20 protein-coding genes, 1 riboswitch and 1 other annotated feature are annotated in these 23,717 nt (G+C 48.4%); all 20 genes read left to right on the top strand.

Features of this window, described 5'->3' with window-relative positions; translation table 11 throughout:
* Window positions 1–318 precede the first annotated feature (318 nt).
* The 20 genes from clpB (at window position 319) to murB (ending at window position 23,701) form a co-directional block, all read left to right on the top strand.
* Window positions 319–2,907, top strand: coding sequence for an ATP-dependent chaperone ClpB (gene clpB / locus ETP43_RS12440; protein WP_118575357.1), 2,589 nt, complete (start codon window positions 319–321; stop codon window positions 2,905–2,907).
* A 12-nt stretch (window positions 2,908–2,919) separates the two neighbouring features.
* Window positions 2,920–3,093 (top strand): DUF4250 domain-containing protein, encoded by a 174-nt coding sequence (locus ETP43_RS12435; protein ID WP_022400013.1) that lies wholly within the window; start codon window positions 2,920–2,922, stop codon window positions 3,091–3,093.
* Between the two features lie 276 nt (window positions 3,094–3,369).
* Window positions 3,370–4,776: a GGDEF domain-containing protein gene (locus tag ETP43_RS12430; protein WP_243114274.1), complete on the top strand. Its 1,407-nt coding sequence runs from the start codon at window positions 3,370–3,372 to the stop codon at window positions 4,774–4,776.
* 193 nt (window positions 4,777–4,969) lie between these two features.
* Complete coding sequence (locus tag ETP43_RS12425; RefSeq protein ID WP_022400011.1) at window positions 4,970–5,581, top strand: putative ABC transporter permease; 612 nt, start codon at window positions 4,970–4,972, stop codon at window positions 5,579–5,581.
* Window positions 5,582–5,710: 129 nt separating this feature from the next.
* Window positions 5,711–5,906: riboswitch (cobalamin riboswitch) on the top strand.
* A gap of 573 nt (window positions 5,907–6,479) precedes the next feature.
* Complete coding sequence (locus ETP43_RS12420) at window positions 6,480–9,011, top strand: beta-mannosidase (RefSeq protein ID WP_129258369.1); 2,532 nt, start codon at window positions 6,480–6,482, stop codon at window positions 9,009–9,011.
* A gap of 203 nt (window positions 9,012–9,214) precedes the next feature.
* Window positions 9,215–9,453, top strand: a binding site (T-box leader).
* Window positions 9,454–9,513: 60 nt separating this feature from the next.
* Window positions 9,514–12,159: a valine--tRNA ligase gene (locus tag ETP43_RS12415; RefSeq protein WP_129258367.1), complete on the top strand. Its 2,646-nt coding sequence runs from the start codon at window positions 9,514–9,516 to the stop codon at window positions 12,157–12,159.
* A gap of 176 nt (window positions 12,160–12,335) precedes the next feature.
* The gene (locus ETP43_RS12410) at window positions 12,336–14,543 is read left to right on the top strand and encodes an LTA synthase family protein (RefSeq protein WP_129258365.1); all 2,208 of its coding nucleotides are present in this window, start codon (window positions 12,336–12,338) and stop codon (window positions 14,541–14,543) included.
* A 98-nt stretch (window positions 14,544–14,641) separates the two neighbouring features.
* Window positions 14,642–15,949 carry a bifunctional folylpolyglutamate synthase/dihydrofolate synthase gene (locus ETP43_RS12405; RefSeq protein ID WP_334295531.1) on the top strand — a complete coding sequence of 436 codons (1,308 nt, stop codon included), beginning with the start codon at window positions 14,642–14,644 and terminating at the stop codon, window positions 15,947–15,949.
* Between the two features lie 11 nt (window positions 15,950–15,960).
* The gene (locus ETP43_RS17125; protein WP_022172050.1) at window positions 15,961–16,110 is read left to right on the top strand and encodes a hypothetical protein; all 150 of its coding nucleotides are present in this window, start codon (window positions 15,961–15,963) and stop codon (window positions 16,108–16,110) included.
* Window positions 16,111–16,120: 10 nt separating this feature from the next.
* On the top strand, window positions 16,121–17,713 hold the full coding sequence (locus tag ETP43_RS12400) for a tetratricopeptide repeat protein (protein ID WP_129258363.1): 1,593 nt from the start codon (window positions 16,121–16,123) through the stop codon (window positions 17,711–17,713).
* Between the two features lie 101 nt (window positions 17,714–17,814).
* Window positions 17,815–18,144, top strand: coding sequence for an STAS domain-containing protein (locus ETP43_RS12395; RefSeq protein WP_022400005.1), 330 nt, complete (start codon window positions 17,815–17,817; stop codon window positions 18,142–18,144).
* Window positions 18,145–18,157: 13 nt separating this feature from the next.
* On the top strand, window positions 18,158–18,601 hold the full coding sequence (spoIIAB, locus tag ETP43_RS12390) for an anti-sigma F factor (RefSeq protein ID WP_022400004.1): 444 nt from the start codon (window positions 18,158–18,160) through the stop codon (window positions 18,599–18,601).
* Between the two features lie 11 nt (window positions 18,602–18,612).
* Window positions 18,613–19,326 carry a SigF/SigG family RNA polymerase sporulation sigma factor gene (locus ETP43_RS12385; protein WP_129258361.1) on the top strand — a complete coding sequence of 238 codons (714 nt, stop codon included), beginning with the start codon at window positions 18,613–18,615 and terminating at the stop codon, window positions 19,324–19,326.
* 24 nt (window positions 19,327–19,350) lie between these two features.
* Window positions 19,351–19,521 (top strand): hypothetical protein, encoded by a 171-nt coding sequence (locus ETP43_RS17120; RefSeq protein ID WP_164979701.1) that lies wholly within the window; start codon window positions 19,351–19,353, stop codon window positions 19,519–19,521.
* Complete coding sequence (locus ETP43_RS12380) at window positions 19,514–20,131, top strand: stage V sporulation protein AA (RefSeq protein ID WP_022400001.1); 618 nt, start codon at window positions 19,514–19,516, stop codon at window positions 20,129–20,131. Before ETP43_RS17120 ends, ETP43_RS12380 begins: the two co-directional genes overlap by 8 nt.
* The gene (locus tag ETP43_RS12375) at window positions 20,128–20,532 is read left to right on the top strand and encodes a stage V sporulation protein AB (protein ID WP_129258359.1); all 405 of its coding nucleotides are present in this window, start codon (window positions 20,128–20,130) and stop codon (window positions 20,530–20,532) included. Before ETP43_RS12380 ends, ETP43_RS12375 begins: the two co-directional genes overlap by 4 nt.
* Window positions 20,533–20,823: 291 nt before the next feature.
* Window positions 20,824–21,276, top strand: coding sequence for a SpoVA/SpoVAEb family sporulation membrane protein (locus tag ETP43_RS12370; protein ID WP_022399999.1), 453 nt, complete (start codon window positions 20,824–20,826; stop codon window positions 21,274–21,276).
* 3 nt (window positions 21,277–21,279) lie between these two features.
* Window positions 21,280–22,305 (top strand): stage V sporulation protein AD, encoded by a 1,026-nt coding sequence (locus tag ETP43_RS12365; RefSeq protein WP_129258357.1) that lies wholly within the window; start codon window positions 21,280–21,282, stop codon window positions 22,303–22,305.
* Between the two features lie 2 nt (window positions 22,306–22,307).
* A complete protein-coding gene (gene spoVAE / locus ETP43_RS12360) occupies window positions 22,308–22,664 on the top strand; it encodes a stage V sporulation protein AE (RefSeq protein WP_129259602.1) in 357 nt (118 codons plus the stop codon).
* A gap of 125 nt (window positions 22,665–22,789) precedes the next feature.
* The gene (gene murB, locus ETP43_RS12355; RefSeq protein ID WP_243114273.1) at window positions 22,790–23,701 is read left to right on the top strand and encodes a UDP-N-acetylmuramate dehydrogenase; all 912 of its coding nucleotides are present in this window, start codon (window positions 22,790–22,792) and stop codon (window positions 23,699–23,701) included.
* Window positions 23,702–23,717 lie beyond the last annotated feature (16 nt).

Genomic DNA, 23,717 nt, shown 5'->3' with positions numbered 1-23,717 from the left:
TCTTCTGCCACTCATTTGATACTACGGATTGCTCCGCAGCTTAGCTGTTCCCGCAATCCTCTCAATATTCGCAATTCGCTGATTTACTACGCAAATCGCTACTTTCACATATCAAGCGTGTCCTAAGTTCAAAAGCCTTATTGTGCAAGCACAAACGAGTATAATCTGAAAAACAGACACCCAACCGGTGCCGCCTCTTTCGCGTCCGTCTGGAAAAAAATTAAAAATTATTAGCACTCCCTATTGACGAGTGCTAAAACATGTGTTATATTGCAACTAGAACAAAGAAAACAATGTGTTCCAAAAGGAGGGGCGCTTATGAATATCAGCAAATTTACGCAAAAATCATTGCAGGCTGTTCAAAACCTGGAAAAGACCGCATATGACTTCGGCAACCAGGAGATCGAGCAGGAGCATTTACTGTATAATCTGCTTCATCAGGAAGACAGTCTGATCTTAAAGATGATCGAAAAGATGGAGATTAACAAAGAACATTTTCTGAATAACGTGGAAAATGCCCTGAACGCCAGAGTCAAAGTCTCCGGCGGACAGCAATATATCGGACAATACCTGAATAAGGTACTGGTAAGCGGTGAGGACGAAGCCAAAGCCATGGGAGACGAATATGTTTCCGTGGAACATCTGTTTCTGGCAATGCTCCGTTATCCGAGTCCAAGCATGAAAAAACTGTTCCAGGAATATGGAATTACAAGAGAACGCTTCTTACAGGCATTGAGCACCGTAAGAGGAAACCAGAGAGTTACCTCCGATAACCCGGAAGCAACCTACGATACCCTGGCAAAATACGGTCAGGATCTGGTAGAGCGTGCGAGAAATCAGAAACTGGATCCGGTCATCGGTCGTGACAACGAGATTCGAAACGTGATCCGTATTCTTTCGAGAAAAACAAAAAACAACCCGGTACTGATCGGTGAACCCGGTGTAGGTAAAACGGCAGCTGTAGAAGGACTGGCACAGCGAATCGTCCGCGGCGATGTACCGGAAGGACTGAAAGATAAAACGATCTTCGCCCTGGATATGGGTGCACTGGTAGCCGGTGCAAAATATCGTGGTGAATTCGAGGAACGTCTGAAAGCCGTTCTGGAAGAAGTCAGAAAGAGCGAAGGAAAGATCATTCTGTTTATCGATGAACTGCATCTGATCGTCGGAGCCGGAAAAACCGACGGTGCGATGGATGCCGGCAACATGTTAAAACCGATGCTTGCCCGTGGAGAACTGCACTGTATCGGTGCTACCACACTGGATGAGTACCGTCAGTATATCGAAAAAGATGCCGCTCTGGAACGTCGTTTCCAGCCGGTACTGGTGGATGAACCGTCCGTGGAAGATACCATTTCCATCCTTCGTGGACTGAAAGAACGGTATGAGGTATATCATGGAGTAAAAATTACGGATGGTGCCCTGGTGGCAGCGGCAACACTTTCGAACCGTTATATCTCCGACCGTTTCCTGCCGGATAAAGCCATCGACCTGGTGGATGAAGCCTGCGCACTGATCAAGACCGAGCTGGATTCTCTTCCGGCAGAACTGGATGAACAGCAGCGTAAAATCATGCAGATGGAGATTGAGGAAGCGGCGCTGAAAAAAGAGACCGACAAACTCAGTCAGGAACGTCTGGCAGATCTGCAAAAAGAACTGGCAGAATACAAAGATGCATTTTCCGTACAGAAAGCACAGTGGGAAAATGAGAAACATTCTGTAGAGAAACTTTCCACACTGCGTGAACAGATCGAAGATCTGAACCGCCAGATCCAGGTGGCACAGCAGCAGTACGATCTGAACAAGGCTGCGGAATTACAGTACGGCGAAATGCCGAAACTGCAAAAACAGCTGGAGATCGAGGAAGAGAAAGTGAAAAATGAGGATCTCTCCCTGGTACATGAGAGTGTTACCGATGAAGAGATTGCAAGAATCATTTCCAGATGGACCGGTATTCCGGTGGCAAAACTGACGGAAGGAGAAAAGACAAAGATCCTGGGGCTGGAAGATGTCCTTCACAAACGTGTGATCGGACAGGACGAAGCGGTAACGAAAGTGACCGATGCGATCATCCGTTCCAAAGCAGGTATCAAAGATCCTACGAAGCCGATCGGATCCTTCCTGTTCCTTGGACCTACCGGTGTCGGTAAGACCGAGCTTGCAAAAACACTGGCGCAGACACTGTTTGATGATGAAAACAACATGGTGCGAATCGATATGAGTGAGTATATGGAGAAATACTCCGTATCCCGTCTGATCGGAGCGCCTCCGGGATATGTAGGCTACGAGGAAGGTGGTCAGCTGACCGAGGCAGTCAGAAGAAAACCGTACTCGGTAGTTCTGTTCGATGAGATTGAGAAAGCGCATCCGGATGTATTTAACGTACTGTTACAGGTACTGGATGATGGCCGGATCACCGATTCTCAGGGTCGTACCGTAGACTTCAAGAATACGATCCTGATCATGACATCTAACATCGGTTCGTCCTATCTGCTGGATGGTATCGAAGAGGATGGCAGCATCAAACCGGAAGCGGCTGAGATGGTACAGAATGACCTGCGTGGACATTTCCGTCCGGAGTTTTTGAACCGTCTGGATGAAATCATTATGTTTAAACCATTGACCAAAGACAACATCGGTGGTATCGTAGACCTGTTAATGGCAGAGCTGAACAACCGTCTGGCAGATCAGGAAATCCATATCCGTCTGACTGATGCGGCGAAGAGTTACGTCATCGAGGGCGGTTATGATCCGGTATACGGTGCGCGTCCGCTGAAACGTTATCTGCAGAAATATGTGGAAACACTGGCTGCAAAGATGATCCTCGGTGGAAAAGTCGGTCAGGATGATACGATCGTCCTGGATGTGACGGATGGTGAGTTGACAGCTTCTGTACAGTCTGTATAAAGGAGTTTTGAGATGATACCGAAAGATCCGGTGATGCTACTCAGTTATGTAAATACGCAGCTGAGAGATTTTTATTCCAGTCTGGATGCTCTTTGTGAGGATAAGGGCATCGAGAAGGAAGAACTGGTGGAGAAGATGAAATCCATTGAGTATGTGTATGAGGTGGATCGGAACCAGTTTGTATAAAAGGGAGAGGCATTCCTGCGAGAAGTGGGGGTGCTTCTTTTTTTGTGGTCGTTTGACGGATGCCGCCGCTCGGGGAAAGCCAGGAACAGCAGACGTGGGCAGGGGCGTTTTGAGCTAGCCGCCCACAAAGTGTCTGTTGTCCCTGGCTTTCCCCGAGCAGCGGCTGAGATTGGAAACGGAAATGAGATAAGAGAGATGAAATAAGAGAGAGGAAGATGGTTGGAAGGGAAATTGAGGAGAAAATGTTGAAGAATGGTTGCGTAGCAGTGTGGAGAAGTGGTAGGATTACGGGTAGAAATGTTTTTTGGAAAGAAGCGTGATGCATTGAAGAGAAAGGTCTGGATTCGGAGGGTGAGTGCCTGGGGGATGGGGATTACCATTTTTCTGACGATTTTATTTACGTTTGTCTGTGTCAAAGGGGCACAGGAGTTTCGGGAGTTGAGAGAGGCTACGGATCAGTATATTGTCTGTGAGAAGGCAGCGAAGCAGTTGCAGGATGGTTCCGATTATCTGACCGAGCAGGTGCGGCTGTATGCGATGACAGGGGATACACAGTACCGGGAAGCGTATTTTCAGGAGGCGGATGGAACGAAGAGACGGGAAACCGCTCTGGAGAAACTCCGGCAGTATTTTGACGGAACAGATACCTTTGAGACGCTGCAGACGGCGCAGAATTATTCCAGTGAGCTTATGGAGCGGGAATATTACTCGATGAAACTGATCGCGCTGGCGAATGGAGAAGAAGAGACACAGTTAGAAGAAGAATTGCAGGAAACAACGATTTCCGATGAAGATCTTGCGCTTACTGCACAGGAGCAGATAAAAACAGCGCAGAATCTGGTCTGCGATACCGAGTATCAGAGAATGAAAACAGAAATCCAGGATCACGTATCGGATTGTATGGCGAGCCTGACCACGAAAACACAAAATCGACAGGGACGGGCAACCAGCATTTTTTCAGATATTTATCTGAAACTGGAGATCGGAATCGTGATCGTGATCGCACTGCTTCTTTTAGACAGTATCGTGATGCGCTGGCTGGTTGTGAAACCGCTGATTCGTTATAATGAGAGTATTCTGCGTGGCGAGATTTTCCCTGTAGTTGGAGCAGAAGAATTACAGAACCTGGCTATTACGTACAATCAGGTTTATGAGGAAAATCAGGAGACACAGTGGCTGATCCGTCACCAGGCGGAGCATGATGCGATGACAGACCTTTTAAACAAAGGATCTTTTGAAAAAATTCTGGCAATTTATGAAAAAGGCGATGCACCATTTGCGATGATTCTGGTGGATGTGGATATCTTCAAATCCGTCAACGATACCTATGGACATGCAACCGGTGATGCGATACTGAAAAAAGTATCGAGTCTTTTAAAGAGTGCATTCCGTAGCGTAGACTATGTATGCAGAATCGGTGGCGATGAATTCGCCATTGTGCTGGTCGAGATGACCAGTGATCTGAAATATACGATTCAGGAAAAAATTACCGCAGTGAATCAGGAACTCTCGGAACCGACAGACGGACTTCCGGCAGTGTCGTTAAGCGTGGGCGTTGCATTTTCCGACCGGGAAAACCCGGGCGAAAGCATTTTCAAAGATGCCGATAAAGCACTGTATCAGATCAAAGAACATGGAAAACACGGATGTGGTTTCTATGGAGAAAAAGAAACAGAAGAATAAGCATAAGAATATCCGGAGAGACATGGAAAGGTTCCGTGTTCTCTTCCGGATATTTTTACTTTGAAGAAAATTGATGCTATGTAAAAAATTCTTCCTGTTTTCTTCAGAAATTCTTTTGTTTTCCTTTCACTAATATCAAAAGTATTCGGGTATCCTAAAGACAGTGAAAATACAGAAAAAGGAGGATATCAGAATGAGAGCGGTATACAGACAGTGGATGCAACAGGATGTGAAAAGGTCGGCAGCGGAGAGCTATTCGCCGCTTTCCCTGATCTTTCTGTTCTTTTTCTTTTCTTTTATCGGATGGTGCTGGGAAGTGGGATATCATCTGGTGATCGATCACCGTTTTATCAACCGTGGCATGCTGTTCGGACCGTGGCTTCCGATCTATGGCGTGGGCGGTGTGATGATCCTGCTGGTACTGCGGCATTTTTTTGAGCGGCCGGGGAAATTATTTTTTATGATCATGCTGGTGTGCGGAACGATCGAATACCTGACCGGCTGGGCGCTGGAGACGATCTGGCATACCCGCTGGTGGGATTACCGGGAATATACCTTTCAGATTCAGGGAAGAGTCAGTCTGATCGGACTTCTGATCTTCGGAACCGGCGGACTTACCATCGTGTACTGGATCGCACCGAGATTTAATCAGTGGCTTGGAAAAAAAGAGGGCAGAAACGAGGAAATTATTGCATTTCTTTTGCTCGCGCTTTTTCTGATCGATGTCTGCTATTCGATTCTGCATCCGAACCAGGGAGCAGGAATTACAGCTCCGGCGGGGGCAGTGCTGGCGATGCGGCCGTAGCTTTCCCGGGATGCATTTTGATGAGATTTTGATACTATTATCTATCAATCCATGAATAAAAGGAATAAGTCATTCCTAACGGAGTATTGACAGGAAAGTAACAAAGTGTTAATATAGTTCTTGTATAAATTCCATAGTAACATATCAAGTGCATCTGCAAACAAAGTTTGCCGGTGAGAGAGGGAATTCAGGTGAGAATCCTGTGCGATCCGGTCACTGTAATCAGGGAGGAGAGCCCGGTAGGATCCATTGTACCGCAAGGTATGAGAAGGAGGGCCGACTGTTGATCTGTAAGTCAGGAAACCTGCTTGTATGTCGTAAGGTTAAAGCTTCCGAGTAAAGTTTTACATCCTGTTTGAAAAAAAGAGATGTCAACTTTCTGTCGGGGAAAAGACATCTTTTTTACGCGGACAACGAGCCAAAGTCCACGTTTACGTGAGAACTTGGTGACTGCCGTGATAGCAGAAGGAACTTGTGAAGCAAGTTTCTTCTGCTTGCAAAAAATGCGAACTTATGGAATGGTCGAAACAGGAGCGTAGTGTTTCGAGACCTTGACTATTTGAATTTATGCACGATTAAACGACAGGGATGAACGGAACTCTGGTTCTGTGGATCTACTGTATCATTTACCTCCGCAACCAAGTGATATAGATTCCTCTTGGATCTTGTGCAGGAGCAGAGCAGTTTCATCCGGTTGGCCTTGAGAAGGGAAGCCCGCAAGGGCTTCTTTTTTTACGTGAGCAAAATTCGCGAAGCATATTTTATCTCGTTGCACGTTCAACATACTTGCATGTAGAAATAACTTTTTGCAATTGAAAGCACCGGAACTTCATGGTACACTGAGGGAGAAAAGTAACTGGAAAAAACAGCTACAGAAAAATATAAATGGAGGCGTAATATGGAGGGTTTTACAACGAAAAAACAGCCGTTTACAACGGTATGGAAGATGCATACTGCGGGCGATGTGCAGTGGTATCCGGCGCAGGTTCCGGGAACTGTCTATACGGATCTGTTGAGAAACGGACAGATGGAAGATCCGTTCTGGAAGGACAATGAATACAAGGCTCTGGATCTGATGGAAAAAGATTACGAGTACGAGACCGTATTCGAGGGAGTCGAAGCACAGGCAGGCGAAAAACAGTGGCTTCGTTTTGAAGGACTGGACACGATCTGCGATGTTTACCTGAACGAAGAAAAGATCGGCAACACCTATAACATGCACAGAACCTGGGAGTTTGATGTGACAGGAAAGGTGAAAGCAGGAGAAAATATCCTGCGTGTGTATTTCCATTCTCCGCTGGAATATATTAAAGAAGCTTACGAAAAACAGCCGACACACGGAAGTGAAGATGCGATGGATGGCTTTGTGCATATCCGCAAAGCACACTGTATGTTCGGATGGGACTGGGGTGCGCATCTGCCGGATGCAGGAATCTTCCGCCCGGTGTATCTGCTGACGATGACCGAAGGCAGAATCGACAGTGTATATATCCGTCAGGAACACAAAGAGGGGAAAGTAACCCTGCATTTTGATGTGAGCAGAAACCCGAAAGAGGATCTCAGAAAAGAGATCCGGGTGGGAAAAGAGGCAGATGGCTATACCTATGAAGTAACTGTGACAGCACCGGATGGTACAAAGATCACTGCAAAAGATACCCCGGAGGATCTGGTGATCGAACAGCCGAAGCTCTGGTGGCCAAACGGTGTGGGCGAACAGCCATTATATGAAGTGAACGTAACGCTGGCAAAAGACGGACAGCCGGTGGACAGCTGGACAAGAAAAATCGGTCTTCGCACGATGACGATGGATATTCATCCGGACGAGTGGGGTGAGAGCTTTGCCCATCAGGTCAACGGAAAAGACATCTTTGCGATGGGCGCCGATTATATCCCGGAAGATCATCTTCTGGGTCGTGTGACACCGGAAACTACAAGAAAACTGCTCGAACAGTGTAAGGCAGCCAACTTTAACGCAGTCCGTGTGTGGGGCGGCGGTTACTATCCGGAAGACTGGTTCTATGATCTGTGTGACGAACTGGGACTGATGGTATGGCAGGACTTTATGTTTGCGTGTGCGGTTTATGATCTGACACCGGACTTTGAGGCAAATATCCGGGAAGAATTTATTGATAATGTAAAAAGATTACGTCATCACGCATCCCTGGGACTGTGGTGTGGTAATAATGAGATGGAACTATTTGTAAAACAGGGAGAGTGGGTAACAAAACCGAGCGAGGTGCGCGATTATCTCTTCATGTACGAGCGCGTGATTCCGGAGATTCTGAAGAAATACGATCCGGAAACGTTTTACTGGCCGGCAAGCCCGTCTTCAGGCGGCTGCTTCGATGATCCGTCCGATCCGAACCGTGGAGATGTGCATTACTGGGAGGTATGGCATGGCAACAAGCCGTTCTCGGATTACCGGAATTACTATTTCCGCTATGCAAGTGAATTTGGTTTCCAGTCCTTCCCGTCTTTTGAGACGATCAAAACTTTTACCGATGATCCGGCAGACTGGAACATTTTCTCTTATGTCATGGAAAAACACCAGAGAAATGCAGGCGCAAACGGAAAAATCCTGAATTATCTGCAGCAGACCTTCCGCTATCCGACCGAATTTACCACGTTATTGTATGCTTCCCAGATGTTACAGGCGGAAGCAATCAAGTACGGGGTAGAACATTTCAGAAGAAACCGCGGCAGATGTATGGGTGCAATCTACTGGCAGTTAAATGACTGCTGGCCGGTAGCTTCCTGGGCATCCGTAGATTATGAGGGAAGATGGAAAGCCCTGCATTATTATGCAAAACGGTTCTTTGCACCGGTGATGGTATCCTGTGAGGAACAAAACTGGATGACTGCGGAAGCAAATATGAACCGTGAGCATTTTGAATATGAAAAATCCATCCGCCTGAATGTGACGAATGAGACACTCGAAGAAAAGAAAATCCTGGTAAAATGGGCACTTCGAAACGCGGACGCATCCGCAGTGAAGGCAGAGGAGCGGGAAGTAACCGTACCGGCACTTTCGAGTGTATGGCTGGATAAAGAAGAATATCCGGATGTGGATGTGTTCAGTCAGTATGTAAGCTACGAGGCATGGGACGGCGATACCTGTATTTCCGAGGGCAGTGCGATCTTCTCCTATCCGAAGTATTTCCGTTATCTGGATCCACAGCTGTCTTACCGGATCGAGGGAGATGAGATCGTAGTCAGCGCGAAAGCATATGCGAAAGGCGTGGAGATCCTGAATGCGTCCGAAGATCTGATCCTGTCCGACAACTATTTTGACATGAATGCCGGAGAAAAGAGAGTGAAGATCCTAGGCAAAGCATCCAGAAAAGTGGAAGATCCGGCAGACTGGGAGAACCAGGTAAAAGAGCAGCTGGCAGGCGGTCTGAACCTGCGAAGCGTTTACGATATTCGATAAAAGATGTTGGGGCAAAAAGCATTTTGCCCCTTTGATACCGGATTGCGAATGCTTTGGCGGATCCCAAGTTCATAAATCTTCGTGCAAGCAAGCTTGCGTCAGATTCCCGAACTTTTGATCCTGGTATCAACAAAAAACTTGACAAAAGAAAAAAAGCCTACTATAGTAATGTCAGCCTTATTTGTTTTGAAAACAGGTAACAGAAAAAGGTAGTGACAAAGAGGAGTAGATACCGTACCCCGCAAAGAGAGGGAACTTCGTGGCTGAGAGAGGTCCCCGGCAGACGATATCGAAGGTAGCTTTGGAACCGGAAGACTGAACGTTTTTCAGGCAGAAAATCAGTAAGCTTTCACGGCTGATCCCCGTTATCGGATAATGAGATGTATGGAGATTTTGTATTTCCATATAAGCAAGGTGGTAACGCGAGACATTCGCCCTTCACACAGATGAGAGTCTGAGTGGAGGGCGTTTCTAATCTTCAAAAAAGACAAAGGAGACGACCATGAGCAAAGAACTGGCAAAGACTTACGATCCGAAAGGACTCGAAGACCGCTTATACCAGAAATGGCTGGACAGCGGCTATTTTCATGCAAAAGTAAACAAAGCAAAGAAACCATTTACCATTGTTATGCCGCCGCCAAACGTAACCGGACAGCTGCATATGGGTCATGCACTGGATGAGACCATGCAGGATATCCTGATTCGTTTCAAGAGAATGCAGGGCTACGAAGCACTGTGGCAGCCGGGAACCGACCATGCAGCGATCGCTACAGAGGTTAAGGTTATCAACAAATTAAAAGAGCAGGGCATCGACAAAAACGAGATCGGAAGAGAAGAATTCTTAAAACATGCCTGGGCATGGAAAGAAGAGTACGGCGGAAAGATCATCAACCAGCTGAAAAAACTGGGTGCTTCCGCTGACTGGGAGAGAGAACGTTTCACCATGGACGAAGGATGCTCCAAGGCAGTACAGGAAGTATTTATCCGCCTGTATAACAAAGGATATATCTACAAAGGATCCCGTATCATCAATTGGTGTCCGGTATGCCAGACTTCTATCTCTGACGCAGAGGTAGAGCATGAGGATCAGGACGGATTCTTCTGGCACATCAACTACCCGGTAGTCGGTGAAGAAGGAAAATTCGTAGAGATCGCAACAACCCGTCCGGAGACGCTGCTCGGCGATACCGCAGTAGCAGTAAACCCGGAAGATGACAGATACAAAGATCTGGTAGGAAAGATGCTGAAACTGCCTCTGACCGACCGTGAGATCCCGGTGATCGCAGATGCGTATGTAGACAAAGAGTTCGGAACCGGATGTGTAAAGATCACACCGGCACATGACCCGAACGACTTTGAAGTAGGAAAACGTCATAACCTGGAAGAAATCAATATCCTGAACGATGATGCAACCATCAACGATCTGGGTGGAAAATACGCAGGCATGGATCGCTACGAAGCAAGAAAAGCAATGGTAAAAGATCTGGAAGATCTGGGACTGCTGGTAAAAGTAGTACCGCACAACCACAGCGTAGGAACCCATGACCGTTGCGGCACAACCGTAGAGCCGATGATCAAACCGCAGTGGTTTGTAAAGATGGACGAGATGGCAAAAGCAGCGATCGACACCCTGAAAGACGGCGATTTACAGTTTGTTCCGGAACGTTTCGACAAGACTTACCTGCACTGGCTGGAAAACATCCGTGACTGGTGTATCTCCCGACAGTTATGGTGGGGACACAGAATCCCGGCTTACTACTGTGACGACTGCGGCGAGACCGTAGTGGCAAAAGAGATGCCGAAGATCTGCCCGAAATGTGGAAAGAATCATTTCCATCAGGATGAAGACACCCTGGATACCTGGTTCTCCTCCGCACTGTGGCCATTCTCCACACTGGGCTGGCCGGACAACACCGAAGAAATGGAATACTTCTATCCGACCGACGTACTGGTAACCGGATACGATATCATTTTCTTCTGGGTAATCCGTATGGTATTCTCCGCTCTGGAACAGACCGGAAAAGCACCGTTCCATCATGTACTGATCCACGGTCTGGTAAGAGATTCTCAGGGAAGAAAGATGAGTAAATCCCTGGGTAACGGTATCGATCCGCTGGAAGTCATCGACAAATACGGCGCTGACGCCCTGCGTCTTACTCTGATGACCGGTAATGCACCTGGTAACGATATGCGTTTCTACTGGGAGCGTGTGGAATCCAGCAGAAACTTCGCAAACAAAGTATGGAACGCTTCCCGTTTCATCATGATGAACCTGGAAAAAGCAGAAGTTCCGGCTTCCATGGATCTGTCCGAACTGACAGCAGCAGACAAATGGATCCTGTGTAAGTTCAACGATGTGGCAAAAGATGTGACCGATAACATGGAAAAATTCGAACTGGGTATTGCCGTACAGAAAGTATACGACTTTATCTGGGAAGAATTCTGCGACTGGTACATCGAGATGGTAAAACCGCGTCTGTACAATGACGAGGATACCACAAAAGCAGCAGCATTGTGGACACTGAAAACGGTTCTCGGCGGCGCACTGAAACTGCTGCATCCGTACATGCCGTTTATCACAGAGGAAATCTACTGCACTTTGGATCCGGAAGAAGAATCCATCATGATCGCTTCCTGGCCGGAATGGAAAACCGAGTGGGATTTCAAACAGGATGAAAAAGATGTCGAGATGATCAAAGAGGCAGTCAGAAGCATCCGTGGCGTGCGTACCGAGATGAACGTACCACCGAGCAAGAAAGCTACCGTATATGTAGTGGCAGAAGATGCATCTGTAAGAGAAACCTTTGAAAAAGGTAAAGTCTTCTTTGCAACACTGGCATCTGCAAGCGAAGTTCTGGTACAGACCGACAAGAGCGGTATCGCAGAGGACGCAGTATCCGCAGTGATCCCGCAGGCAGTGATCTACATCCCGTTTGCGGAACTGGTAGATATTGAAAAAGAGATCCAGCGTCTGGAAAAAGAAGAAGGACGTCTGGAAAAAGAATTAGCCCGTGTCAACGGCATGCTGAGCAACGAACGTTTCATCAGCAAAGCGCCACAGGCTAAGATCGATGAGGAAAAAGGGAAACTGGAAAAATACACACAGATGATGGAACAGGTAAAAGAAAGACTGGCACAGCTGCGGTAAGGTATGCGAGCAACGAGTCAAAGTCCATGCAATCACATGAGACACTGACGATTGCCGTGATATCGGTTCGGAACATGTAGCGCGTGTTTCGAACCGATTTTAGGGGCGTATCTGAATACGATGAGATTTCAGGTACGCTTCTGTATTTACGCAGCAGATAGGAGCAGAAAGAAAACATGAAAAAAATCAATCTGAAAAAACCTACCCGCAATCAGGTGATTCGGATCTGTAACTTGTTGTCAGTACCCCTGCAGTTTCTGGGGTGCTGTGTACTGTATCTGGTAATCGAGGCGCTTTCCCGTCATTCCCTCTGGGAAGCCTGGCAGTATATGACCGGAAGTCCTCTGATCTTTTTATACAATGCATTTTTAATTTTTACCACAAGCCTTGTGGTATATCTGTTTAAACATAGAATCCTTGCCAGAACTATCGTGGGATGTTTCTGGTTTCTCCTGGGATGTGTGAACGGATTTTTGCTGTTAAACCGTGTAACACCATTTACCGGACCGGATCTGAAACTGATCAGTGATGCTCTTCGGATCCTGAACAAGTATCTGTCACCGGGGCTGGTAGTGGCAGTACTGATCGGACTTGGGATCCTGGTGTTATTCTTCATCTGGATGTTCCGGAAAGGATGGAAGTTTCAGGGAAAGATCCGTTACTGGCTGAATATCCCGTTAATTCTTCTTGGTGTGGCAGCTTTTGTACTGACCAGTAAGCTGGCGATCGATAACCGGCTGTTATCGACGTACTTTGGAAATATCGCTTATGCGTACCAGGATTACGGATATCCGTACTGTCTGGCAGTTACGATCTTTGATACCGGTATCAGTGAGCCGAACGGATATTCCAAGGCACTGATGGAAGATATCGTGGACAGCGAAGGAGAGATCAAGAAGACCAAGGAAAAGAACACGGATGTCAATATCCTGTTTTTACAGCTGGAGACATTCATTGATCCGACAGAAGTAAATTTCCTTTCGTTTTCAGAAGATCCGATTCCGAATTTCAGAAAACTGAGCCAGGAATACTCGTCCGGGTATTATAAAGTGCCAGCAGTAGGCGCGGGTACCGCCAATACAGAGTTCGAGTCGATCACAGGTATGAGCCTGCATTACTTCGGGGCCGGAGAGTATCCATATAAGACGATCCTGAAAGAGACGACCTGTGAGAGTGCAGCGTATGATCTGAAAAAACTGGGATACAGCACCCATGCGATTCATAACAATGAGGCAAACTTCTACGGAAGAAGAACTGTATTTTCCAGACTGGGATTTGATACATTCACGTCAGAAGAATACATGCCGGATATCAGCGATACGACACCGATGGGCTGGGTAAAAGACCACATTCTGACCGATGAGATCTTTAAAGCTATGGAATCCACAGAAGGGCCGGACTATGTGTACACGATTTCTGTGCAGGGACATGGAGATTATCCGACGGAACCGATGCTTTCGGATCCGGAGATCAAGGTGACCGGCGCGGAGTCTGAAGAGAAAAACAATGCATGGGAATATTATGTAAATCAGCTTCACGAGATGGATCAGTTTGTAAAAGAACTGACGGACCGTCTGTCAGAGTTTGATGAACGCGTGGTTCTGGTAATGTACGGAGATCATCTTCCTACGATGAATCTGAAAGTGGAAGATATGAAAAACCGCTATCTTTTCCAGACAAAATACGTTATGTGGAGTAACTTCGACATGAAAAAGAAAGATAAGAACATTGCCGCTTATCAGATGGCAGCAGAGGTGTTCAACCGTCTTGGCATCCACGAAGGAACGGTCTTCAACTATCATCAGACCAGAAAAGGAACCAGAAATTATCAGCTGGATCTGCAGGCACTGCAGTACGATATCCTGTACGGAAAACAGTATGTCTACGGCGGAGAAAATCCATTTGCGGCAACACAGATGCAGCTGGGTATCTATCCGGCGACACTGGAACGGCTGGAGTCCATCGGAAACGGCAGTTACTATGTCTACGGAACCAATTTTACGGCGTCGAGCAGGCTGGAGATCAACAAAGAACTGCAGGAGACGCAGTACATCAGTCCGACGCAGCTTCTGGTGCAGAATGTAGAACTGGCGGACGGCGACCAGGTATCGGTTGCGACACAGAGTAACAGTTCCACGAAAAAGGTACTGTCACGGACGGATTATCTGACCTATAACGAAGATAATGGCGAGCTGATGTCGCAGGAAAGTTATCAGGCGAAAAAGTCGGCAAAAGCGATGATTGAGCGGCTGAAAGAACAGCACGAGAAAGCACAGGCGGATGAGCAGGCAGATGACGGACAGACACAGGAAGAGACGACAACGGAGGAAACAACCCCGGAACTGTCTCTGACTCCGGCACCGGCATCCACCCCGGAATCCTGAGAAAAGTCTAAAGTTGCGACATAATTTACTTGATTATTACCACCACTATTATATAATGGAAAGTACCGGGAAACCGGACAAATACATTAGATAAAGTGGTGGTAATTTTGAATTATAGAAAAATCGTAGATTATATTGAAGAGATACCGAAGTTTACATCGAAAAACCCTCTGGATCACACAAAAGCCTTGCTGAAACGCCTGGGCGATCCGCAGAATCAGATGCAGGTGATCCATGTGGCGGGAACGAACGGCAAGGGAAGCGTCTGCGCGTACCTGGACTCCATGCTCCGGGCAGGAGGCTACAAAGTTGGTTTATTTACTTCGCCGCATCTGGTAAAGATCAACGAACGTTTTAAGATCAACGGAGAGATGATCTCCGACGAACAGTTTGTGAAGGCTTTTGAAGAAGTACAGACGATTATCCGACAGGCACAGGAAGACGGACTGGATCACCCGAGCTATTTTGAGACACTGTTTCTGATGGGTATGGTGGTCTTTAAAGAAGCAGATGTGGATTATGTGGTTCTGGAGACGGGACTTGGCGGAAGACTGGATGCGACGAACACGGTAGACCGTCCGCTGGCATGCATTATCACATCGATCAGCCTGGATCACGTGGAATATCTGGGAGATACTATCAGAAAAATTGCCGGAGAGAAGGCGGGAATCATCAAACCGCAGGTTCCGGTGATCTATGACGGACACCAGCCGGAAGCCTCCGAAGTGATCGAAAAACGGGCAAAAGAACTGGGTTCCCCGGCATTTGCACTGACCGAGGATATGTATGAGATGCAGAGAAATACAAGAGAAGGCATTGATTTTTCCTTCCATTGTAAGTATTATAATACTGTTCAACTGTCGATTCCGTATATCGCACCGTACCAGATGATGAACGCTTCTCTGGCATTTTTCACGATGGAACAGCTGCGGGATGTGCATAAGATTCCGGTGGAAAAACTGATCGAGGGACTGAAAAATACCCATTGGGAAGGCCGGATGGAGACGATCTTACCGGATGTTATCGTAGACGGTGCACACAATGCAGACGGCGTGGCACGGTTTGTGGAGACGGCATGCCATTTTGGAAAAGAGCATCCGATCACGCTGTTATTTTCCGCAGTGGCTGACAAAGAGTATGAAAAAATGATCCGCACGGTCAGCGAAAAGATCCGCCCGCGGGCAGTCGTAGCCACGGAAGTGGGTGGCAGCAGAGTCGTACCTGCGACCGAACTTGCACAGTTTTTCAAAGAAGACGGATGTGAACAGGTGATTGCTGAGGCAAATGTAGGAGAGGCATTTGAAAAAGCATTATCTTTAAAAGGTGATGGAATGTTATTTTGCGTTGGATCTCTGTATCTGGTAGGTGAGATCAAAGAGTACCTGCAGAAGAATCCAAAAGCATAGGAGAGAAAAGAATGATTAATTACGAAGAGGAATTGAAAAAATTCAAACCGTGTCTTGATGTGGACGAGATCGAGAGTGCGGTGTATACACGGGATCTGACCGATATCGTGGATATCCTGCAGGAGATGTTGAAAACAGAGAAAAAAGACCGGAAAGAATAAGGGGTAAAACATGAATTGTATGAATTGCGGAGCTCCGCTTGGAAAGTCGGATTACTGTCCGAGCTGTGGTTTTCATGTGGAAGTACAGAAGAAAATCTGGCAGCTGTCCAATACCTATTACAATCTGGGGCTGGACAAGGCGCAGATCCGGGATCTGTCCGGAGCCATTGATCTGTTAAAGCGCAGCCTGAAGTTTAACAAGTTAAATGTTCAGGCGAGAAACCTGCTGGGACTGGTGTATTTTGAGACCGGCGAGGCGGTAGCGGCGCTGAGTGAATGGATCATCAGTAAAAATATCATGCCGGAAAACAACATCGCTTCCGAGTATATCGAACGGCTGCAGCAGAACGCCAACAAACTGGATGTGATCAACCAGACCATCAAAAAGTACAATGACAGTCTGAAGTGCTGCCGCAAGGGCAGTGAGGATGTGGCGGTGATCCAGCTGAAAAAGATTCTGAACCAGAATCCGAAGCTGATCAAGGGCTATCATCTGCTGGCACTGATCTATCTGAAAAAAGAAGAGTACGAAAAAGCCAGAAGGATCTTGAAGAAAGCGGCGAAGATTGACAAGACAAACTCTACCACCCTGCGTTTCCTGCGGGAAGTAGACGAGCAGACCGGAACGGTTACCAGTCTCGAGCCGAGACGGTGGGCATTTGGTCTGCGGGAAAAAGAAGACAGAACGCCGAGAAATCAGTCCGTCGCTTACCGGACAGAAAACGATGTGGTGATCCAGCCGCCGACCTTCCGGGAGAGTTCCATGGCAGCAACTTTGCTGAACCTGGGATTTGGTTTTCTGGTAGGAGCCTGCCTGGTATGGTTTTTGATGGTACCGGCAAATACGCAGCGCATCAACAAAGCGGCGAATGAAAAAGTAGTAAGTTACAGCAATACGATGGCAACACAGTCTGCCGAGATGAATAAGATGCAGGAACAGATCGACCAGTCGGAAGAAACGGTAGCATCTGCCCAGCAGCAGATCGAGGATGCCCAGAATCAGACGACCAGTTATGAGAATCTGATCAAGGCGTATGCAGCTTTCCAGAGCGGAAATTATACTTCCGCGGCGAATGTTTTACAGAATGTCCAGGCAGATCTTTTGTCTGTGGATGCGAAAGAAATCTATGATTCGATCTATAAGAACATCCAGACGACGATGAAGAACAATCTGAAAACACAGGGCGAGCAGGCATTTTACGCGAAAGATTATGAGACTGCGATCACCGATCTGAGTCAGGCAATGGAGATGGATGATTCGGACTATGAAGTGCTGAATCTGCTGGCGCATTCCTACCGACTGAATGAACAGTATGATCAGGCGGTAGAGATCTTCCAGAAGATCGTGGATCGGTTTCCGGGTACGAAACGTGCGACCACTGCACAGAAATATATTGACAACGGTGGCAAAGGATTTGACACGGTTGGTCAGAAGAGCAGTTCCGGTACAACCAGTACACAGACGCAGAGTCAGACGACGGCTTCACAGGATACTGCACAGAGCGGAGATACCACCGGTACACAGGATACAGGCGGAACCGAAGCCGGTCAGACCGGTAACGGAGACAATGCCGAAGGAACTTCCGGGGAAGACGGACAATAAGAGAAACCTCAGAGCAGGGGAAATACAAAAGAACTTGTATTTCCCCTGCTTTTTGTATATGGGGAATACAGGTCAGAAGGAAAAAGAAGGGGAGGATATCTATGGAACAATTTCAGGTGAAGGGGCGGACGTTAGTGATCCGGATGCCAAAAGAGCTGGATCATCATACCACAGGGCAGATTCCGCAAAAAGCAGACCGAATGATCGGGGAGAGGAATATTCAGCGGATTGAGTTTGACTTCCGGGATACCGGATTTATGGACAGTTCCGGGATCGGTGTGATCATGGGGCGGTATCAGAAACTGCGGCTGCTCGGGGGGAGTGTTGCTGCGACGCATGTCAGTGACCGGATCTGGCGGATCCTGCATCTGGCGGGAGTGACGAAGGTGCTGGAAGTAGAAAAGGAACGAAACTGGAAGGAAAACAAATAAGGGGGGAGAAAAGATGGAACAGAAGAATGAGATGATGCTTACGTTTGACAGCAGATCGAGCAATGAATCATTTGCCAGGGTGGCGGTAGCGGCATTTACCACGCAGTTAAATCCCACGCTGGAAGAGGTGGCGGATATCAAGACCGCCGTGTCGGAGGCAATCACTAATGCGATTATCCACGGATATGACAATCAGGTGCGAAAGATCCGGATCCGCTGTCAGGTCAGTGAACGGACACTGTATGTGCAGGTGGAGGATGACGGCAAAGGAATCGCGGATGTGAAAAAAGCGATGGAACCCATGTACACCACACGGCCGGATCTGGACCGCTCCGGGATGGGATTTGCATTCATGGAAGCGTTTATGGATCAGGTGGAAGTGGAGTCGAAAGTGGGCGTGGGAACCATCGTCCGCATGAAAAAGAAGATCGGACAGACGCAGCAGCCATTTGCATAAAAGGAGGTCCTATGGAGCGTACCCTCGGGTTGATACAGAGAGCACACGATGGGGATAAAGAGGCGCGGGACATACTGGTGGAAGAGAATGTGGGGCTGGTCTGGAGTATCGTCCGGCGGTTTCAGCACAGAGGCGTGGAGCCGGAGGATCTGTTCCAGATCGGAACGATCGGGCTGATTAAGGCAGTGGATAAGTTTGACTGCAGCTATGAAGTCTGCTTTTCGACATATGCTGTTCCGATGATTACCGGAGAGATCAAACGATATCTGCGGGATGACGGGATCCTGAAAGTGAGCCGTTCGTTAAAAGAAACGGCTGCGAAAGCGTACCGGATCCGGGAACAGCAGGAGAAACAAACGGGCAGGGAACCGACCACGCAGGAAATCGCCCGGGAACTCGGGATCTCGCCGGAGGAACTGATGGAGGCGATGGATTCCTATGTGCAGGTGGAATCGCTGCAGCAGACAATCTATCAGGGGGAGGGAAACACGATCCTTCTGATGGATAAGCTGGAAGAAAAAGAAAATCAGAGTGAGCGGGTGCTGAACCGCCTGTTTCTGGAAGAAATCCTGGGAAAACTGGAAGGCGAAGAGAGGGAACTGATCTATCAGCGGTATTTTCAGGAAAAGACACAGAGTGTGATCGCAAAAGAGATGGGTATTTCCCAGGTGCAGGTATCGCGGATGGAAAAGCGGATCCTGAAAAAGATGCAGGAGGAAGTATAGAGCACACATTTTGGCACATACTACTTGCAAAAGAAAGGAAGTGGTATGATGGCAGGGAAAAAATGGTGGATCTGGCTGCTTGCAGTTCTGGTGGCAGCCGGAGTGCTGGCGGTGCTTTTGATGCAGCAGGGCACGCCGCAGACGCAAAAAGGAGGAACCCTGGTACAACGGCTGGAGGCGATGTGCCATGGGTGATGTACTGTATATCCAGACAGAGAAAAACCGGAAGATCACGGATCCTCATGTGCGTCTTGGCGATATCGCGGATCTTACGAGCAACAATCCGGAGGTTCTGCAGCGATGCAAAGTACTTCGGGTTCTGACACTGGAGCCGGAAAAATATGGCAGATATACGGTTTCAGCAATGGAACTGATCTGGCTGATCCAGAAGAAAGAAGAGAAGGTGGAAGTGGATCATGTCGGCGAACCGCAGTTCATCCTGACGTACGAGGATCCGGCAGGGAAAAATATAGTGATGAGCTGGCTGAAAACGGCGTTTGTATGCCTGATCACATTCTTTGGAACGATGTTTTCTATCATGACTTTCAATATGGATGTGGATATCCCGACTCTTTTTGAGCGGATCAGTGGACAGTTCACCTCGAATCCCGCCGGGCTGACGATTCTGGAAGCGACATATTCGGTGGGGATCGGGATCGGTGTTGTCTTTTTCTTTAATCATTTTGGCAAGTGGAAGATCACGGAGGATCCGACACCGATGGAAGTGGAGATGCGCGAATACGAGGATCAGGTGGATCTGACGATTCTCGAGATGGAGCGTCGAAAGGAGGAAAATTCCGGATGAGAGAAGCCTTGCTTGGCGTGGTGGGACTTTGTATGGGGATGACAATCGCAAGCGGTGTGGTAGCTTTTATCATCAGCCTCGGGATCGTACCGCGGTTTGCCGGGATTACGAGAAGCGCCACGCGGGTGCGGCTGTATGAGGACTGTTCCATGGTCGGTGCGGTGCTTGGCAATCTGCTCTTTCTCTACCAGGAAGCACTGCCGCTTGGGAATGCCGGACTTGCCGTCTACGGAAGTTTCTCCGGGATTTTTCTGGGAAGCTGGGTGGTAGCGCTCGGAGAGGTTGTGAACATCTATGCGATTCTTGTCCGCCGGATCGGTCTGGTCAAAGGAATCGGTCTGGTGATCCTCAGCATGGCGCTTGGAAAAGTAGCCGGTTCTCTTTGGTTTTTCTTTTGCTGAGCAGAGTTCAGGATACGGAAAATGAGAAAAACAGGCATAAAACCGGAGAAACCGGAAGATACTGATCAGGTAGAGAAGAAAAACAGTGTAACTGTTCAGTACCTTCACAGTTACGAGCCAAAATGCATTTAAAATCACCTTTGGTGATGGCATTTTGGCTTGCATGTCTCGGGATTTTGGCAAAAAACATGCCAAAACGCCTCGCGGGATACTGCCTACTGAATAGTTACAAAACAGTTACAAAAAACAGAAAGAAAACAGGTGGAATCACCTGTGTATGAGGATGAAACGATGCAGGAAGACAAAGAAAAACAGCAGCTATATGAAGATTACGTCAAACAGGTGACACCGACGCACAGTCTGCCCGCAAATATGGCAAAAGCCTTTCTTGTGGGAGGTCTGATCTGTGTGCTGGGGCAGGCAGTTACCGAATGGGCACTGGCGGCGGGGATGGATGAGAAGACGGCGGGAACGTGGTGTTCCATTGCGTTGATTTTTCTGAGTGCCCTGACCACGGGGATGAACCTCTATCCACGGCTGGCAAAGTGGGGCGGGGCGGGAACCCTGGTGCCGATCACGGGATTTGCCAATTCGGTAGCAGCACCGGCGGTGGAATACCAGAAGGAAGGACAGGTATTCGGAATCGGAAGCAAAATATTTACCATAGCGGGACCGGTAATCCTTTACGGGGTGCTGACCTCATGGGTGCTGGGACTGATCCAGTATGTGGCAGAAAGGTGGTAGCAGATGGAGATCGGAAAACAGAGCATCCGGCTGGAAGAGCCAGTCTATGTGGAAAGCTGGGCATCGGTGGTTGGAAAGAAAGAAGGAGAAGGTCCGCTGGCAGTTTTTTTTGACGAGATCGAGACGGATGATCAGCTGGGACAGAATACCTGGGAGGAAGCAGAGAGCATGCTGCAGCAGAAGGCGGCAAGGCTGGCGGTCAAAAAGGCAGGATGCACCCCGGAGGATATCCGGATCATCTTTGCCGGGGATCTGCTGGCGCAGTCCATTGCCTCCTCGTTTGGAATCGGAGAACTGGATCGGCCGCTGTACGGACTGTTCGGTGCGTGCTCCACGATGGGAGAGGCGCTGAGTCTCGGAGCCATCACATTGTCGGCCGGTCACGGCGAGCGGGTGCTGGCGGTGACATCCAGCCATTTTGCCACGGCGGAGAAGGAATTCCGTTTTCCGCTCGGCTACGGAAGCCAGAGACCGCTGTCGGCTTCCTGGACGGTTACGGGAAGCGGAGCCTGCGTGCTGAACCGGAAGAAGGGAAAAGTAAAGATCACAGGACTTACCACAGGAAAAGTGGTGGACTACGGATTGAAAGACTCCCAGAATATGGGTGCATGTATGGCACCGGCAGCGTGCAGTACGATTGCACAGAATCTGAAAGATTTTGGAAGAGAACCGGAGGCGTACGATCAGATCATCACAGGAGATCTCGGCTATGTCGGGCAGCAGATCCTGTTGGATCTTCTCGAAAAAGAAGGCTATCAGGCGGTGAAAAATCACAAAGACTGTGGGATCCTGATGTACGACCAGGAGACACAGGATACCCATGCGGGCGGAAGCGGGTGCGGCTGCAGTGCGTCGGTACTTGCCGGCTACATTCTGCCGAAGATCGCCTGCGGAGACTGGAAACGGGTGCTTTTTGTACCGACAGGTGCGCTGATGTCAAAAGTAAGCTTCTATGAGGGAAACAGTGTACCGGGAATCGCCCAGGGTGTCGTCCTGGAATGGGCAGACGGGGAGGTGGAAGAGTCATGATCATGCATTATATCAATGCCTTCTGGGTGGGAGGGCTGATCTGTGCGCTGGTGCAGATCCTTCTGGATAAGACCAAACTGATGCCGGGAAGAGTGATGGTTCTTCTGGTATGTGCGGGAAGCGTGTTAAGTGCCCTGCATCTGTACAAACCACTGGTCGATTACGCCCATGCGGGCGCAAGTGTACCGCTGATCGGATTCGGGCATCTGCTGTTTCAGGGGGTAAAAGAAGAGATTGAACAGGCGGGGATCCTCGGCGTATTTACCGGAGGGTTTAAGGCAAGTGCGGGAGGAATCAGTGCAGCATTGATCTTCGGCTATCTGGCGAGCCTGTTTTTCCATCCACAGATGAAAAAATAAGGAAGAAAGAGGTTTCCGGCTCTTGCCATGGACGGAAGAGATATAGTATAATAATATAGTTTATGTGTAATTGCCAGCGGGATCCGTCAAAAGATCCCGCAACAGAGAATGAAAAGGTGAATAATTTGAGAGAAGAGATAATCAAAAGACTGGAACAGACAGTGGAAAGTGATCAGTTTTTGCGGGAGGAACCGATGAAGAAACATATCACATTCCGTGTGGGCGGACCGGCAGCCTGTTTTCTGACGCCATCCACAAAAGAGCAGATCAGAGAAATCTTACATATCTGTCAGGAAGAGAAGACGCCTTACTTTATCCTTGGAAACGGCAGCAATCTGCTGGTGAGCGATCAGGGATTTGACGGGGTTGTGTTGCAGGTCTATAAAAATATGAATCAGGTGACCGTAGAGGGAGAACATCTGCGGGTACAGGCAGGCGCGCTGTTATCTGCCACCGCCAGAAAGGCACTGGAAGCCGGACTTACCGGTATGGAATTCGCAGCGGGAATTCCGGGAACCATGGGAGGCGCTGCGGTCATGAACGCGGGCGCTTACGGCGGAGAGATGAAAGACATTCTGGAATCTGTCACCGTACTGACGCCGGAGGGAGAGCAGAAGGAACTGAAAAACGAGGAGCTGCAGCTGGGATACCGGACCAGTGTGGTAAAAGAAAAAGGCTACATTGTTCTGGAAGCGGTTCTGAGCCTGAAAAAAGGTGATCCGGAAGCAATCAAAAGCCGTATGGATGAACTGAAGGAACAGCGCGTGACCAAACAGCCGTTAGAGTACCCGAGTGCCGGAAGTACCTTTAAGAGACCGGAAGGATATTTTGCAGGAAAACTGATCCAGGATGCAGGTCTTCGCGGTTATCAGGTAGGCGGCGCACAGGTGTCCGAAAAACACTGCGGATTTGTGATCAATAAAGAAAATGCGACCGCGAAGGATGTGGTGGATCTGATCCATGATGTGCAGCGGATCGTATATGAGAAATTTCAGGTGCAGCTGGAGACAGAGGTAAAATTCCTCGGGGAATTTTAAAAGCGAAAGAGGCAGA

This window comes from Blautia faecicola (assembly GCF_004123145.1).
GTDB lineage: Bacteria > Bacillota > Clostridia > Lachnospirales > Lachnospiraceae > Oliverpabstia > Oliverpabstia faecicola.
Note: the sequence above shows the minus strand (reverse complement) of the source record. Positions and strands in the feature narration are given on the sequence as shown.

Excerpts from the sequence above, each read along its gene's own strand:
- clpB (WP_118575357.1), top strand. The coding sequence starts at position 319 with ATGAATATCAGCAAATTTACGCAAAAATCATTGCAGGCTGTTCAAAAC.
- ETP43_RS12435 (WP_022400013.1), top strand. The coding sequence starts at position 2,920 with ATGATACCGAAAGATCCGGTGATGCTACTCAGTTATGTAAATACGCAG.
- ETP43_RS12425 (WP_022400011.1), top strand. The coding sequence starts at position 4,970 with ATGAGAGCGGTATACAGACAGTGGATGCAACAGGATGTGAAAAGGTCG.
- ETP43_RS12420 (WP_129258369.1), top strand. The coding sequence starts at position 6,480 with ATGGAGGGTTTTACAACGAAAAAACAGCCGTTTACAACGGTATGGAAG.
- ETP43_RS12415 (WP_129258367.1), top strand. The coding sequence starts at position 9,514 with ATGAGCAAAGAACTGGCAAAGACTTACGATCCGAAAGGACTCGAAGAC.
- ETP43_RS12410 (WP_129258365.1), top strand. The coding sequence starts at position 12,336 with ATGAAAAAAATCAATCTGAAAAAACCTACCCGCAATCAGGTGATTCGG.
- ETP43_RS17125 (WP_022172050.1), top strand. The coding sequence starts at position 15,961 with ATGATTAATTACGAAGAGGAATTGAAAAAATTCAAACCGTGTCTTGAT.
- ETP43_RS12400 (WP_129258363.1), top strand. The coding sequence starts at position 16,121 with ATGAATTGTATGAATTGCGGAGCTCCGCTTGGAAAGTCGGATTACTGT.
- ETP43_RS12395 (WP_022400005.1), top strand. The coding sequence starts at position 17,815 with ATGGAACAATTTCAGGTGAAGGGGCGGACGTTAGTGATCCGGATGCCA.
- spoIIAB (WP_022400004.1), top strand. The coding sequence starts at position 18,158 with ATGGAACAGAAGAATGAGATGATGCTTACGTTTGACAGCAGATCGAGC.
- ETP43_RS12385 (WP_129258361.1), top strand. The coding sequence starts at position 18,613 with ATGGAGCGTACCCTCGGGTTGATACAGAGAGCACACGATGGGGATAAA.
- ETP43_RS12380 (WP_022400001.1), top strand. The coding sequence starts at position 19,514 with ATGGGTGATGTACTGTATATCCAGACAGAGAAAAACCGGAAGATCACG.
- ETP43_RS12375 (WP_129258359.1), top strand. The coding sequence starts at position 20,128 with ATGAGAGAAGCCTTGCTTGGCGTGGTGGGACTTTGTATGGGGATGACA.
- ETP43_RS12370 (WP_022399999.1), top strand. The coding sequence starts at position 20,824 with ATGCAGGAAGACAAAGAAAAACAGCAGCTATATGAAGATTACGTCAAA.
- ETP43_RS12365 (WP_129258357.1), top strand. The coding sequence starts at position 21,280 with ATGGAGATCGGAAAACAGAGCATCCGGCTGGAAGAGCCAGTCTATGTG.
- spoVAE (WP_129259602.1), top strand. The coding sequence starts at position 22,308 with ATGCATTATATCAATGCCTTCTGGGTGGGAGGGCTGATCTGTGCGCTG.